Here is a 15,439-nt window from a genome sequence, read left to right as displayed (position 1 = left end):
GGATCATTGATCCGCGCGGATTGCAGCCTAAGCCAGCATCGACTTGGCAAGACTCCACCCCGGTGCAAAAGTGGGAAAACGAATTTCCCCAAGCAATTAACCCTACACAACCCCATGAAATCCAAAACCCCTAGTACAGCGATTCTATTTGCAACTCAGACACTCATCTATTTGACGTTGGCTTCAGCCTCATTGGCTGGCAGCGGAACGTGGAGTGGCGCTTCCAGCAACGATTGGATGACGCCCGGCAATTGGAACGGCGGATCCATTACCGTTGGTAATACGAACGGGACGACAAACACAGATATCGCCACGTTCAATTCAACTTCAGCCAACAACGCCGTTGTGATCGGCTCGTACAATCTCAATTTGGGCGGCATGGTGTTCGATACCGCAAATGCCGACGCCTATACGATCGGATCTGACACTGGCGCGTTGTTATTGACTTCTGGAGGAACGACCTCACGCACCAGCACTGTTATTAACAGTCAAGTCATCAGCGCCCCCATTGTTATTGCAAATACTGCAAGTTCCGGAACGGGCGTGTACACAGTCGCGAATAATTCTGCGACGGGAACACTGACCGTTAGTGGATCTATTCATGGTAGTGCCACAACGGGAACCAGTCGCCTGTTCCTGATAGGCGCAAATCAAAGCAATACTGTAATCGCCGGAACGATATCCGATGGCGGACAGGGCGGGGCGCTTACGCTCTCATCATCGGGAGCTGCGACGGTAACCCTTTCAGGCTCAAATAGCTTTTCTGGCGGTGTATTTATCGGAAACGGCTCACAGATCTTGGTGAAGGATTCCCATGCCTTAGGCACAGGCACCGTTACGAAACAGGCTGGGCAGACCAGTGGAATACAGATTGCAGGCGGTATTACACTAGACAATGCCATCCGGCTTTCCGGAGGCGGTGCCTTTGGCGGCGCGGTTGTTCAATCGCTCAGTGGCAGCAATACCCTCACAAACTTTGATTTTCTTGATGGGGCTGGTACAAAAATACAAGTCTTTACTGGATCATATCTGAAAATCACAAACAATATAGTCACAGCAAGTACTGTGCGCGTATTTGGAGGTGGTGCACTGGAGCTGGATGGAAACAATACCGGTATCAATCAAAGCTTTCTACTTGGGGTAGCCGGGACGAGCGGGGCTACCTTGGTGATCGGAAATTCTAAGGCTCTGGGGCCTTCCTCGGTTATCTTTAATTACGATTCGACCATCCAGAGCAAAGATGCTACCGCCTATACGCTGTCCAATTCCCTATCATTTGGAGCGAATTGCACGGCTACCTTGGGCTCCGCGACCACCGGAGCTCTTACATTCACCGGAAACGTAGGGCTTGGGGGCTACTCGGCCAATATAGCCGTCGCGAATTCTTCCACCACATTGAGCGGAACGGCATCTGGAGCAGGCACGCTGACCAAGTCTGGTTCCGGCACCTTGAAACTCTCTGGCACGAACACCTATACGGGTGCCACCACAATTTCCGATGGTGAACTCGATGTGGATGGATCGCTTGCAGCAGCTAGTGCAGTGAATGTCTCCAGCGGTGCCACTCTGGGTGGGCGCGGTACAGTGAACGGAACGGTTAGTGTGAGTAGTGGCACCGTGAATGGTAGCGGGTTGAAAATGGGGGCTACAACCCTCACGGGATCGAGCACTCTTGCTGGAACCAATACAGCCAGCAGCATCACGGTTGCCTCTGGTACCACAGCGGCCAGCGGTACCACGACCTCATTAAACACACTGGCGATCAGTGCTGGCGCCAGCTTGAAAAATACTGAGCGCGTAGTGGCCACTTCAGTAACGGTGGCTAATACCGCTACCCTTACCAACAATGGCACGATATCTGGTGATGTAACCGTGAGCGGGTTGCTCAATGGCACCGGCACTATCACGGGCGCACTGACGATCAAGAGTCGCGGTGAACTGGCTCCTGGTAACAGTCCTGGAACCACTACGGTCGATGGCAGCCTGGCCGTGGAAAGCGGAGCCAAGGTATCCATGGAGTTGGCCTCCCTATCCAGTCACGACAAAATTGTGGTAAATGGCACAGTCTCGCTCTCTGGCGAGCTGGTTCTCACGCTCTCGGACGCTTTTCTCATTCAAATCAGTGCTTTGACTTCCGGCACAACCCTTACGCTAATTGATAACGACGGGTCTGATGCCATTAACCACTTGGGTAACAGCATAGGATATATTACAACCAGCGGCTCATACTCTGTTGCAGGTAACACATTCACCGTTGGGAAGACGACCTGCAATCTCTCCTATACTGGTGGGGATGGAAACGACCTGACATTGACAGTGGTTCCTGAACCAAGCACTTGGGCTATTCTGATAGGAGGCTTGGGGCTACTAGCTGTAGGTCAGCGCTTCCGTCGCAGGCATTGAAGACACCGATCGCGTTGCCGAGAATATAGTTGTGGTGCTGCTGAAGATAGTCTGCAGCACCACCTTCTATTAGTCTTTCGTAAACACCTGTATAAGCAACGGATAATATGGACCATTCCAAAAATACATTCATCCGGCGAAGATAACAGTGGCCAATGACCAACCTATGAAATTTGTCTCCTCAGCACAATCCACCGTAAACTCCCCATTATTGAGTGGTTACTCGGTGGGATCATTGACATATACGCGGCGCGGTATCGTCACGTTGTTTGGCTGGCTTTTGTGGGGCGACTTTGCGTTTACGTTTTTTGAGCAAGTGTTGGGGCGCTTTTTGCCGCTTTACCTTAAGGATCTTAATGCATCAAATACAGTAATCGGAATTACAGCGGGCTGTTTTGCTGGTTTGGTTAATGTGGTATTCCTTCCGGGTATCAGTCAATGGAGCGATAGGTTCCGCAGTTGCCTGGGGAGGCGCATTCCTTTTCTGTTGGTGGTAACTCCACTGGCAGTGATTGCTCTGTTGGGCATCGGATTTGCTCCGGAGATCGGAGGCTGGATGTTTCAGCATGCGGTTATAAAAGTGGCACCGTGGATAACCATGTCCACTGTATTGCTTTCATTTTTGTGCACATTCGCAATCCTGTTCCACTTCTTTAATATGGTTCTTGTAAACGCCTATAATTGGCTTTTGCACGACGTGGTCCCACAGGTCTTTATGGCCCGCTTTTTAAGTTGGTTCCGTATAGTGGACACGGTGGCAAGCGTGCTATTCCTTTGGTATGTATTTCCGACAATGCTTGATCATCGACGCGAAACATTTTCAGCTATTGGTGTGTTTTATCTGCTTGCTTTTATGCTGATGTGTTGGCGCGTCAAGGAGGGCGAGTATCCAGACCCAGAACCTCGGCCATCTGGGAGCAATATTTTGTCCAGGTACTATGCCTATTTCCGGGATTGTCTCTCGCTTCCTATTTATCGCAATTTTTTCATTGCGTATGTTCTTGTTGCGGTAGGCAGTAGTTGCCCCGGTTCATTTGTAATGCTGTATGCACGGGATAATCTGAACCTTGATATGGACAACTTGGGGCGGATTTTTGCCTATGCCGCATTGGCTAGCGCCATTTTGTATGTGCCCGTGGGTTGGTTGTGCGACAAGTTTTCTGCTACTCAAGTTACGCTGACTAGTCTTATATTTCTTGTCACAATTCCGTTGTCCGCATTCTTTCTTGTGGTTGATAAATCGAGTTTTTTAATATATTCGATTGTTGCCATGATTCCCTGGGTATCCTGGACGCTGGGGTCGTTGGTTCTCAGTATGCATCTGTTTCCGGAAGAGGTTTTTGGAGAGTTTTCAGCCGGTCTCAACGTGTTCGGTTGTGGGGGATCGATTCTGGGCTATTACCTCATTGGGATTCTTATGGATTTCAATGGCAGTGACTACCGTGCGGCATTTCTTTGGAAAGTATTCTTTTTCGGCTCGGCCATCCTTCCAATGCTTTTCGTTTTTCGCGATTGGAAGCGCAACGGCGGTCCAGATAATTATATTCCGCCACTTCCGGATCATCTACAGATGCGGCGCATGATTCTGAGAGAACCTGAAACAGAGTAGTAAACGAGGAGGCGAGATCACTATTTTTCTATTTTATGAAGTTATTCACATCAACCCTTGTATTGTTCGTAATGGCTGTCGTTGCGACAATAAGCTATCCATGTCACGCTGAGGGTGAGAATTCAAAGGTCGTCAACGCCGCTGTTGCTCAACCTTGGCAAGTGCTGAGGCCGTGGCGTGATGCGGTTGAGAAGGTTGAATTCTCAAATAAATCAAAGGATTTAAACACGCTGTTTGACGGAAATCTTGGCACTGGGGCTCTCCTCACTAGCATGGAGGGGGGTGTACTTTCGATCGTCTTTAAGGAACCGAGGGAAATCAAAAATCTTGGGATCGTCCAGTTTGAAGCGGCGGATAATTGGTCTGATGTGAAGTCTATCGCTATTTCCGCCGATGGCGGCGATCCGCTCTGCGTCACGCTTGCACAAGCGCCAAGCACGCCTAAAAATCTGATGACGGGCGGCATTCAAGCTGTCCGGTTGGACAAGACCTGCAAACGGCTTAATATTACAATCACGGAAACCTATGACGGCCAAGGCAAACAGGGGTGGGGAGGCTTGGCAGAGATAGGCGATATCTACGATCCTATTGCTTCCAAATTTCCGGCTTTTGCCAACATGGAAGGCATAAAAGCGGTTGACGCTCAAGAAGCTAGGCAAACACAGACGATTAATCCATGGAGGGATTCCATTGAACGAATCGAATTCTCAAATAATTCCAAGGATTTAAGCACACTTTTTGACGGCAAGCTGGGCACCGGGGCGCTCCTCACTAAGATGAAGGGGGGCGTACTTTCGATCGTCTTTAAGGAGCTGAAAGAAATTAAAAATCTTGGGATCGTCCAGTTTGAAGCGGCGGATAATTGGTCTAATGTAAAGTCTATCGCTATTTCAACCGATGGCGGTGAGCCGCTCCAGGTCAACCTTGCGCAAGCTCCTTGTACTTTCAAGAACCCAGGGAAGGGAAAGATACAGACCATTTTTCTGGGAAAGACGTGTAAACGGCTAGATATAGCGATCACGGACACGTATTCGGATGGAAAAAAAGATTCGTGGGGTGGGTTGGCGGAAATTGGTGACGTAGTGGAGGGGGCTGTTTCTTATAAATTTACCCAGCCGCTGCGGCAGAAGCACAAGTCCATTGATTTGGAAATTGAATCTTCTTCTGAAGTAACCGCCGATCTTTCGTTCTTCTTTTTGGCGCCTGGGGCAACTGATTCAACCCGTAATAATAATCACCGGGTCAGCTTTTCTGCCGGGCCTTTATGCCTTCTGAAAGGTCGGCATAGCTATTCCATCAAATTTTCAGACCTGAAATCGGACGGAAACTATGGCATCGATTGGAATCCCGGGCATCTTGCAAATTTGGTGCTAAAAGCAAGGGACGACACCGCCGTAGTTTCCATATCCGCCGTAAAGCCGTTGCCCGAGGGCGCGCCTGAGGATGTGTGGTATCACCTGCCCGCCTTCACTCCGCCTACCAATAAGAGCGATGGAGTTTTATGGACTGAAGGCATGAGTTACAGCAGCGCTGGGAAGTTCGCCAACTGCAATTACTCACCCATCCTCACCGAATTTGTATATGGCTCATGGTTCCAAGTTTGTCTTCCCTACTACAATGGCCGCTCCTGGCAGGTCTTTTCAATGCAGCCTAACAATGCCAACCATGGCATCCCTTACACAGATTCGCTTGATGTGGACTGGGTTACATCCACGCGCACAAGAACCTACTCTGACGGGAATTTTACAAAGCAAATCTGTGGGGCGTCTGCTCCCGGATTTCTCATCGAGAGCACTCTACCTCTGAAACTACGCTCGCGCGGCACTTCAAACTCGGTCGCACGCACCGGCGCGGCGGAAGAAGATGACAAGCGATTTGGGGAAATGCCGGGAGCAGACGGAAAGCCGCTAACGGAATCTTTCCCGGCGAAGCTCCTTACGGCAGACGGCGATTTGCCCCTCGATGTACGTTCTGTCCGGTTTGAATCCCTTTCCGAACCGTGGGTTTTGGCTCTATGGAATATTGATAGCCCCCAAACGCTCTGGGGAGACTGTTATACTGGGGTTTTATTTTCGGGCACTTCCGGTGAAATTAAATTCGATCCAAGTGGAATTGTCCTTCCTGTCGGGATGATCGGGATCAGCACGTCATTCAACGGATTGCTGGGCAAGCAAATCGATCATGAAATTGTGAGAGAAAGGGCCAGTCTGCTTAACCGTATGCTGCGAACCTATCCGGTAAAATGCAAAGAATGGTACACCGTTGCCGGGGATACCCTTCGAATTAAAGACGAATTCAGTTATCTGCATTGGGGTGCCCAAAAATGGCAGGCTGCAGATTATTCTCCGATCCCACCGTTATATAGTTGGATAGCGGATTCACTGGGACGGATTAAAATTCCATGGCATGGCGGCAAAAGCTTCAACACCGCCACCGGGCCCTATCGTTGGACCGAAGGGAACTCCATGGAATATTCAATTCCAACGATTCCGGTGAAACACGCCGCATTTCCGCTTCTCCCGGGGAACGACGAGACTTGCAGGCTCCTTTCCGAAGAAATTAATTCGAAAGAACGCGCTGATCCGAGCGAAGATCTATCGAGAGGGCAGGTATGCTATACGGCATTCAATGTGATTGCATTGCCGTCCAGAAGAATGTGTTGGAATGCGGCCTTGCAGGGCAGTTCCATGCTGACGAAGGAAACTAGGGAATCTTTACTTTCGATGGGGAAAACGGCGATCCAGCAATCGTTGCTTCCCTCCCGTTGGGTTCCCCGAAAAGAACTCTGGACGGGCCGTCCGTACCTGGCTGATGGGTGGCTGGACAAATCAGTTACCCCTGTGATCATGGGCGACATCAATTCATCAAGCGCTTGTGTTTTCTACGGGCAATATATTTATAGCAAATATAGCGGCGATTGGGATATGGCGGCCCAAAACTGGGATAAACTCATGGATTTGCTGAGGTTCTCGGAGGTCGCTAATGATTGGGCATGCCCCACCTCCTCAGCCCGGGAAGGTGCTCGCTTCAGCGGAATCGACATGGATACGATCTCCTATGTCGGCCTTTGCGCGCTGGAGAGAATGGCCGATGTACTTGGCCATAAAGCAGATCGTGATCGGATCGCATACTTGCGCTTAAAGACTGCCTGGACGGCTTTTGCTAGGTTCAACATAGCCCGCTATTTTGACCCGAAATGCGAACACCCTGAACTCTTTGCTCCAACTGCTAGCGAGAATTGCTTCGACTTGGCTTCATTAACGCCTAATAAGAACACTTCAGACCGCCCGGGTTTCTTTTTGTCGACTTATTATAGTTGGATCGGCGTGCAACCGGAGATGTATCAATCCATTAACAATGTATTTTCAGAGAAGTTTTTGACGGAATTTCAGCGCGTTTTTATCGAAAAACAATTGCCTGACTGGCGTAGACAGCCGTATTGGATTGAGGCGGCTCCAAACTTCATCTCTGCCAGGGCTTGGATAAAATCGTGGCCCGAGAAAGATCTCAAGAACGACTACGCTCAATGGATACATTTCATTAGGAATGATGTACGGCGCGAATGGAAATGGAGAAAGGATGTAGAAGGAGAGACTACGCCGCCGTCCTGGGATGCAGGTGTGATCGCTCAGCTTCAGGCTCGAAGCTCAGGTATCTATCTGATTGATTGGGAGCCAGCGAAGCTTGGCGCCTTCAATTATAACCCGATGAATAGGAGCCTGACTGCTGAGTTCTCTACCTCTAGGCCATTCCACGTGAGGCTTCACTCGCCCGCTATAATCAAGCGCATCTTTGTTGACGGTGTTCCATCGAAAGTTCAGGTAAGGGACCTTGGCAACGGCGAATATATTATCGCAATGCCTCCATGCAACAAGGAGGCGACGATTCACTTTGCTGCACTAGATTGATCATTACAGCGCAATAATTAACACCCTGATATCCTGAAGTCTGATATGAATAGGATGGCTTCTACCGCCCAGTTTACCCAATCTTCTGTTTCCGTTCCGCAGGCCAAATCGGGAAGCGCTTTGAATTCGCATAGGCAAGGCAAGACGCTCTATTTGATTGGGAATGCACACCTGGATCCCGTATGGTTGTGGGATTGGAGAGAGGGGATGAATGAAGGCATTGCAACGTGCCGGGCAATGGTGAATCTGCTACGCGAGTTCCCGGATTTCTGCTTTATCCGGGGAGAGGCGGCTATCTATGCGTATATCGAGCGCCATGCACCCGCGTTGTTCGCGGAGATTCACGAACTTGTGGAGGAGGGGCGCTGGGACATTGTCGGTGGTAACTGGATACAGCCGGACACCAATTTGCCCTCAACGGAGGCTCTGCTCCGCCAGTTCGTGCGTGGGAAGAGCTACTTTCGCGAGAAGTTTGGCGTAGAGGTCACTTCGGCCTGGGCTGCGGATTCTTTCGGACACGCTGCGGGGCTTCCTGATATTTTTGCGGCAGTCGGGCTGCAAAACTATGCTTTCACAAGACCGCAAAAGAACATCCTGCCACTCCAGTCCCAGGCGTTCTGGTGGCGGGGGGCCAGCGGTGCACGCATTCTCGCTTATCGTCCTGATGACGGCTGGTACGCCAGTGAGCGGGCAGAGATTGGCAAACGACTTGATGCCTGTCTTTCGCATGCGGATACCGAAAACCTCGATACGGTGGCCATGTTCTATGGTCTTGGCAATCACGGTGGCGGACCGTCGCGGGTTCACTTGCGGGAAATATGCAAATGGGCAGAACAAAATCCCGAGGTGCGTGTGGTTCATTCCGGGCTGCACCGGTTCTTTGCTGCTTTGCGTGAGGAACTAGCTTGGCGTGGTGAGGACGCGATTCCCACACGTGAGGGCGAGCTGAACTTCTGCTTGCGCGGGTGCAGTGCCTCGGTGGCGCGATTTAAGTTCGCCTACCGCAAATCCGAAGCGCGAATGCTGTCCGCAGAGCGCACGGTAGCTGCTGTGTCCACGGTGTTGACTGAGTATAAATCATCCGAGACGGATAAGCCATCTGCGGTAGTTTCGTTCCAAAACGCTTGGGATACTCTGCTTTTCAACGCGTTTCATGATATCCTGCCGGGCTCTTCGATTGAGCGCGCATTTGACGATCAACTTGCTCAAGTTGGCGGGGTATTGGCCAATGCGCAGCGGGTTGAGACCGCAGCCCTTACGGACTTGGCTGCGCACATTGATACAGGGGAGGGGGCATGGCCAGTGCCAGCTCAACACCCGCTGCCGCAACCGGTGTTGGTATGGAATCCTCATCCCTGGAAGCTTCACAAGCAGATTGAAGTGGAAGTCTCCCTCGATTATCGCCCGCTCTGGACCTATCAAGGCAGACACCTCGACGCGCCAGTCGCCGTAGCTGACGCCACCGGGCAATGTTTGCCACACCAGATTATTGCGGAAGAGCACGATAGTATGATTGAGTTGCTCTGGCGGCGGCGTGTGGTGGTGCCCGTCGAGGTTCCTCCCTTGGGCTGGACGCTGCTGCATATGGGACTTGATCCGCTTGGACACCTTCCGCTGGCTCCAACATCGACTAGCGTCAAAACGGTGCAGGATGCTCGTTCCATGTCGATAGGCAACGGGCTGATTTCCGTTTCAGCGGAACTCGGGACGGCGATGGTGGCTTTTACACAAGATGGCTATGAATGGATGCGCGGCGGCTTACAGGTGCGACTTTACGAAGATCCCTGGGGTGCCTGGGGAGGAATGAACGAGGAGCGGGCTTCGTGGGAACTTACCGAAGAGCGCGAACGGTTTACCATTGAAAAGATTGAGTTGCTGGAAAAAGGCCCGGAGCGGGCATCCTTGTGGGTGAGGTTTTCCGGCGAGCATTCCCGTGTCGATTTCACATTTCTAGTGGGACGCGATTCAAATTATGTCGAGTTGCGAGTGCGAGCTTTTCTTGATGACCGAGGCGCCCGCCTGAAGCTGGTATTGCCCGCCGGAGGCATGGCCGAATATTCCGTGCCCGGGGGAACCGTGCACCGCGAGCCGTGCGGCGAAGTGCCCGGCGGACGCTGGGTAAAGGTAGGCAAGGCGGCAAACGCAGTGGGATTTGCCAGCGATGCACTGTATGGATTCGATACAACCGACTCCGAGTTTCGAGCAACGATCGCGCGTACCTCGCGCTACGCAAGCGATGTGAAGCGGACCCCAGCGGAGCGTCCGTGGCAACCCTGTGCGGATCTTGGTGAACACAGCTTTCGCGCGTTGCTAACGCCGGATTTTGATTTACTCCCCCGCCTTGCTGATGAACTGCAAGAGCCCCCTGTGACACTCCCCGTCCCGTTCCATACAACGGAAGACCAAATGCCGGCTCTCCCTTCGTGCGCCTCAATCATTTCGATCAAGGCCCCCGGGCTTTCCTTGCTCGCGCTCACTCCCGTTGCCAATTGCAGTTTACAAAGCATTCAGGTTCGTTTACAAAATAACACGCAAGCTTCTATCGCCAATGCCACGATAAGCATTCTTGGTTATTCAATAGTTTTAGGTGCGCTCGCCGCCGGAGAGATTGCGACGTGGCTTCTGGTCCTCGATAACTCGAAGTCGTTTTCTGCTCACCGGGTCCAAATATAGCAAAACATCCGGTTCATCCGGGAAGTTCCTGCGCTAAACGCCGGAGAGACGGAGGGAAGATTCGTGAAGGGAGTAGAGTTTGAGGACGAAAAAGGTGTGGTCGCGGAAGCCGTAGGCAGAGCGTTTGAGGCAGCCGACCTTGTTGTTGATGCCTTCGAGTTTTCCGCTGGAGATGGGGAAGTGGAAGTAGTTCAAGATGCCCAGAGCGTGGCCGCTGAGCGTCTTGGCCAAGCTCATCATCTGGACGATGCCGCTCTCCAATGCCTTGGCGCACCAGTTTTGCAAAAATGCGCTCATGGCGCTCAAGCTTGGCTGGCTCCAGAGCAGCCGCAGTTCCTCCTTGAGGTAGTAGGCAGTCGAGAGTGGCTTGTTGAATCGCAACGCCTCGGCAAGCTTTTCACGCTTGGTTTCGGGAAGGTTCTCGGCTCCCATCAAGAGCAGGTAGCGGCTGCCCTTGATGGTATTGCGCTTTAAAATGTCAGCCTCGCGCCACAGCGCCCGGCGCAGTTCGTCGAGCTTTTCGTTGACCAGCTTGATGACGTGGAAGTGATCGAAGACCAGCGCCGCTTGCGGCAGGTTTTCCAAGATGGCGCTCCAGTAGGCTGCTGCCATGTCGCAGGCGGCGGCTTCAATGCGTGCCTTGGCCTTGCGCACCTGCCGCCAGAACTTGCGCAGCGCCTCGGTTCCGCGTCCTTTGGCGACGTGGATAATGTGACCGTTCTCCAGGTCGATGACCAGGGTGTAGAACTTGGCTTTTGTGCCGATATGGATTTCGTCGATGGCGATGCGTTTGACCTCCTTGAGCGAGAGGCTTTTGTAGCGTTCGGCGAGGTCCTCTTTGACGATCTCCTTGACCTTGTCCCAGCCCAGGTGGGTCAAGGCAGCCACATCGATAAGCGGCATCAGGCGGCTCAGTCCGCAAACGAGTCGAGCCAGGGATAAGCTGTATCGGACGTAGGCTCGGGCAAAGGGGGGAGACCTCGAAGCTCTTCTGGCAGGCCGGGCAATAGCATTGCGGCACCTTCTACTACCAGCACCGTCTCTTTGAGCCCGATGGGCACGCTGCGGATGCGCCGGGTGCGTCCCCCGCGCCGATGGATCTTGGTGCTCCCGCACCCGGGACACACCATCAACTTCTTTTCAACCCGCAGGTGGAATTCCACCCGCCCCTCCACATACTTTGTGCTCCGATATTCGTAGCCCTCCCGGACTCCAAAGGCGTGATACAACAAACTCTGGCTCATGCCTCCCTTTTACCACATTACCCCTCCCTCAGCAGGAACTTCCCGGATGAACCGATTTTTTCTTGAATTTGTAGGGCTAAAGAATATTGTCATACAAATATTCTTTTTCGATCATCCTTTGTTTCCGTTATGAAACCCCTAAAACTCCTTTGCCGATGTGTGTTTTTGTTCAATGCCTTTTTCATCTTTGGGGGGGCCGTTCGTGGTCAAACGCTTGAGGAGGGGTTCCGGCAGCCATCGCAGGAAGCTCATCCACGCACGTGGTGGCATTGGGTGAGCGGAAATGTTTCCAAAGAAGGCATTACGCTCGACCTTGAAGCGATGAAGCGCGTTGGAATTGCCGAGGCTCAGATTTTTAATGTGAACCAGGGGCCGCAGGGGCCGGTTAAGACGTTCTCTGCTGAATGGCACCAGTTGGTGGGGCATGCCGTCCGGGAATCGGCCCGTTTGGGGATGCAACTGGGGTTCGAAAACTGTCCCGGGTGGTCGGAATCCGGCGGCCCTTGGGTCAAACCCGAGGAAGCCATGCAATTCGTTTTCACGACCGAGGCGATGGTGCATGGCGGGCAGAAAATAAAGATCACGCTTTCGCCCGGGAACCGTATGGCTTGGGGGGATATTGCAACCTGGGCTTTCCCTGCCGTGGCTGGGGACGATGTCGCTTTGACGGGACGGAATGAAGCGCTTTCCGCAAGCGCAGGGGCCGGTGGTTTGGAGAAAATCTGTGACGGCAAGGAGGAGACTTTTGCGGTGATTCCAAAGGCGGAGGGGGCGCAGTTTTTGCAGGTCGCATTTTCAGAACCGCGGAGTTTTGGTTCGTTTCGGTTGATGCTGGATCATCGAAAATGGGACACCGGTGGAGATGTGGCGATCAGCGACGACGGGGTTGAATTTCGCAAGATTGGGCGCATTACGATGAGTGTGTTTTGCCAGGGGGATACGCACGTTTACCTGAGCAGTTTTGCCCCGGCAAAAGCGCGCTATTGGCGATTGGAATTCGATCCCGACTCGGAACACGCAGAGGTGCATGTATGCGAACTGACGTTTGCGGGGGCCCGTATGCCGATGTGGGACCGCAAGGCTGCGTACTGGGCGGATGTGACGAGCAATGACCGTCCTTCGTGGGCCATTCCCGGCGGGATGGTGATTGATCCCAAAACCCTGGTGAATCTGAGCGATAAGATCAAGCCGGATGGGACGCTGGAGTGGGATGCCCCGGCGGGGAATTGGACGGTGGTCCGCTTTGGCTACGCCTCCAAAGGGCAGCAAAACAGCCCGGCCACGGAGGAGGCTACCGGATGGGAATGCGATAAACTTAGCCGCGCGGCGGTCGCCAACCATTTTAACAATGGGCTGATGGGGATGGTGCTTAAGGATGCGGGACCCCAGGCGGGCAAAGCGCTGAAAACGATGCTGGCCGACAGTTGGGAGGCGGGGTGCCAAAACTGGACCCCCGCGATGCGCGAAGAATTCCAAAAACGCTGCGGCTACGATTTGCTCCCGTGGTTGCCGACGCTTTCGGGGCGCATTGTCGGGAGTCTGGAGCAAAGCGAGCGTTTCCTGTGGGATTTTCGCCGGGTGATTGCCGATCTTACCGCCGATAATCACTACGGCGAACTCCGGGATTTGGCGCATCAACATGGGTTGCAGTTTTACGCCGAAGCGCCGGGGATTTTTATGCCGGCGGTGGCCGATGAATTGCAATGCAAAGGCCGTGTGGACATTCCGATGGGGGAATTCTGGATTCCCGACTCGCCGGATAAAGGAATAGCGGATTGCAAAGAGGCTTCGTCGGCGGCGCATATCAACGGACTGCGCTGGGCGGCGGCGGAGGCGTATACGGCCTTCCCGTCGCTGTCGTCGTGGAAAAACGATCCTTTCAGTTTGAAGGCTTTGGGGGACCGGAGTTTTTGCTTGGGGATCAACCGGATCGTGTTTCACCGTTATGCCCACCAGCCGTTTGCAAATCGGTTTCCGGGGATAACCATGGGGCCGTGGGGGATAAACTTCGAGCGGACGCAAACGTGGTGGGAGCAGGGCCGTGCGTGGATGGATTACCTGAGCCGGTGCCAGTGGATGCTCTCGCAGGGAGCGTTTGTGGCCGATGTCTGCTACTTTTACGGGGAGGGGGCGCCGAATACCTTGCCGCTCCGCGCGAAGCTTGGCATTCCCGAGGGGTACGATTACGACGGATGCGACGCGGAGACGTTGCTCAAAATGGAAGTCCGTGACGGTCGCCTAGTTCTTCCTGGCGGGATGAGCTATCGGCTGCTGGTGCTGCCGCCCACGGACCGGATGACCCCGGCTGTTCTGGCAAAAATACGCGACTTGGCGCGGGCTGGGGCTAGCATCGTGGGGAACCGGGTTTCCCAATCGCCCAGTCTGCGGAACTATCCCCAAGCCGACGGGATTCTGAAAAATTTGGCTGACGAATTGTGGGGGATGGGGGCGGAAACGCCCGGGATGCGGGCTGTGGGCAAGGGACGGATATTATTTGGTAAAGCGTTGGATCAATGTCTGCCGCAGCTTGGGCTTGCACCGGATTTCACCGCTAAACCGGCGACCGCGAAACTCCTCTACATTCACCGAGCGTTGCCGAAGGGGGATGTCTATTTCGTTTCCAACCAGGAATACCGCGGCGTGGATGCGGCGTGCCGTTTTCGCGTGGCGGGCCGAGTGCCGGAATTCTGGCATCCCGATACGGGCGTCATTGAAGCCGCGCCGGTTTACACCCAGTCCGGCAACTGCATCGAGGTCCCCATGCATTTGGACGCGGCGGGCTCGGTGTTCGTTGTATTTCGGAAAGACCAGGGTAGGGAAGATCACCTGGTTTCCATTCGTCGCGCCGGGGTGGCCGATGCGCCGGAGGGCTCCCCGGCTTTGTTGGGAACAGGCTTCGATTTATCCCCAAGCGACGGGTGGACGACGGTTCTTACCCCTTGGGTGGAGGGAACCTACACAGCCACGTTTGCGTCGGGGCGGCAATGGCGGCACGAGGTCTCTGCTACGCCCGAAAACCGGTTGCCCGGCCCGTGGAGCTTGAGATTCCCGCCGGGCTGGGGTGCACCCGGTCAAGTCACTTTGGAGCAGCTCATTTCCTGGGCGGACCACCCGGAGGAAGGCGTGAAGCATTTTTCCGGAACGGCCGTGTATACCAAGGACTTCGAGGTTAACGCGGTCCAGCTTGGAGCCGGTAAGGCGCTACGCTTGAACCTGGGTGTGGTGAAGAATCTTGCGGAAGTGAAGGTCAACGGCAGGGATTTGGGAGTACTGTGGAAACCTCCGTTTATCGTGGACATTTCCGGGATTGCAAAACCGGGGCGCAATACGCTGGAGGTGAAGGTGACCAATCTTTGGCCCAACCGGATGATTGGTGACCAAAGTATTGCTCCGGAGAAACGATACACTTGGTCCACGGTTTCTCCATTTCAGGCCGATACGCCGCTGTTGGAGTCGGGATTGATCGGGCCCGTTATCTTACAGTCGGCGCAGATGCTTCGGGTTAACCCGTAAGCCAATCTGGACGCTTCTGTTTCAGCCCCGCCATTTCTCCGCAGCTTCGGCATAGCTCTCGGCAACATTCCAGCAACAAGGATTGTAAA

General features: G+C 53.5%; 7 protein-coding genes. 5 read left to right on the top strand and 2 right to left on the bottom strand.

Features of this window, described 5'->3' with window-relative positions:
- Positions 1–114: 114 nt before the first annotated feature.
- The 4 genes from B2828_RS02320 to B2828_RS02305 all read left to right on the top strand — a co-directional run bounded on the left by B2828_RS02320 (position 115) and on the right by B2828_RS02305 (position 10,593).
- Positions 115–2,403, top strand: a complete 2,289-nt coding sequence (locus B2828_RS02320) for a beta strand repeat-containing protein (RefSeq protein ID WP_479632067.1) — start codon at positions 115–117, stop codon at positions 2,401–2,403.
- Between the two features lie 166 nt (positions 2,404–2,569).
- Entirely contained in the window at positions 2,570–4,012 is a 1,443-nt protein-coding gene (locus tag B2828_RS02315; protein WP_479632066.1) for an MFS transporter, read from the top strand.
- 35 nt (positions 4,013–4,047) lie between these two features.
- Positions 4,048–7,920: a hypothetical protein gene (locus B2828_RS02310; protein WP_479632065.1), complete on the top strand. Its 3,873-nt coding sequence runs from the start codon at positions 4,048–4,050 to the stop codon at positions 7,918–7,920.
- Positions 7,921–7,965: 45 nt separating this feature from the next.
- Complete coding sequence (locus tag B2828_RS02305; RefSeq protein WP_479632064.1) at positions 7,966–10,593, top strand: glycoside hydrolase family 38 N-terminal domain-containing protein; 2,628 nt, start codon at positions 7,966–7,968, stop codon at positions 10,591–10,593.
- 33 nt (positions 10,594–10,626) lie between these two features.
- On the opposite strand, the gene B2828_RS02300 is transcribed toward B2828_RS02305, so the two are convergent.
- Both B2828_RS02300 and B2828_RS02295 read right to left on the bottom strand, forming a co-directional pair.
- On the bottom strand, positions 10,627–11,529 hold the full coding sequence (locus B2828_RS02300; RefSeq protein WP_479632285.1) for an ISL3 family transposase: 903 nt from the start codon (positions 11,527–11,529) through the stop codon (positions 10,627–10,629).
- Positions 11,505–11,837: a transposase family protein gene (locus B2828_RS02295; RefSeq protein WP_479632063.1), complete on the bottom strand. Its 333-nt coding sequence runs from the start codon at positions 11,835–11,837 to the stop codon at positions 11,505–11,507. Before B2828_RS02295 ends, B2828_RS02300 begins: the two co-directional genes overlap by 25 nt.
- A gap of 129 nt (positions 11,838–11,966) precedes the next feature.
- Between B2828_RS02295 and B2828_RS02290 the strand changes: the two genes are divergently transcribed.
- Positions 11,967–15,350 carry a glycosyl hydrolase gene (locus B2828_RS02290; protein WP_479632062.1) on the top strand — a complete coding sequence of 1,128 codons (3,384 nt, stop codon included), beginning with the start codon at positions 11,967–11,969 and terminating at the stop codon, positions 15,348–15,350.
- Positions 15,351–15,439 lie beyond the last annotated feature (89 nt).

The sequence above is a fragment of the Spartobacteria bacterium UBA695 genome (assembly GCA_002298145.1).
Classification (GTDB): domain Bacteria; phylum Verrucomicrobiota; class Verrucomicrobiia; order Chthoniobacterales; family Chthoniobacteraceae; genus UBA695.
Note: the sequence above shows the minus strand (reverse complement) of the source record. Positions and strands in the feature narration are given on the sequence as shown.

What these genes read in the sequence shown, in the direction of transcription:
- B2828_RS02320 (WP_479632067.1), top strand. Translation starts at nt 115, where the DNA reads ATGAAATCCAAAACCCCTAGTACAGCGATTCTATTTGCAACTCAGACA.
- B2828_RS02315 (WP_479632066.1), top strand. Translation starts at nt 2,570, where the DNA reads ATGAAATTTGTCTCCTCAGCACAATCCACCGTAAACTCCCCATTATTG.
- B2828_RS02310 (WP_479632065.1), top strand. Translation starts at nt 4,048, where the DNA reads ATGAAGTTATTCACATCAACCCTTGTATTGTTCGTAATGGCTGTCGTT.
- B2828_RS02305 (WP_479632064.1), top strand. Translation starts at nt 7,966, where the DNA reads ATGAATAGGATGGCTTCTACCGCCCAGTTTACCCAATCTTCTGTTTCC.
- B2828_RS02295 (WP_479632063.1), bottom strand. Translation starts at nt 11,837, where the DNA reads ATGAGCCAGAGTTTGTTGTATCACGCCTTTGGAGTCCGGGAGGGCTAC.
- B2828_RS02290 (WP_479632062.1), top strand. Translation starts at nt 11,967, where the DNA reads ATGAAACCCCTAAAACTCCTTTGCCGATGTGTGTTTTTGTTCAATGCC.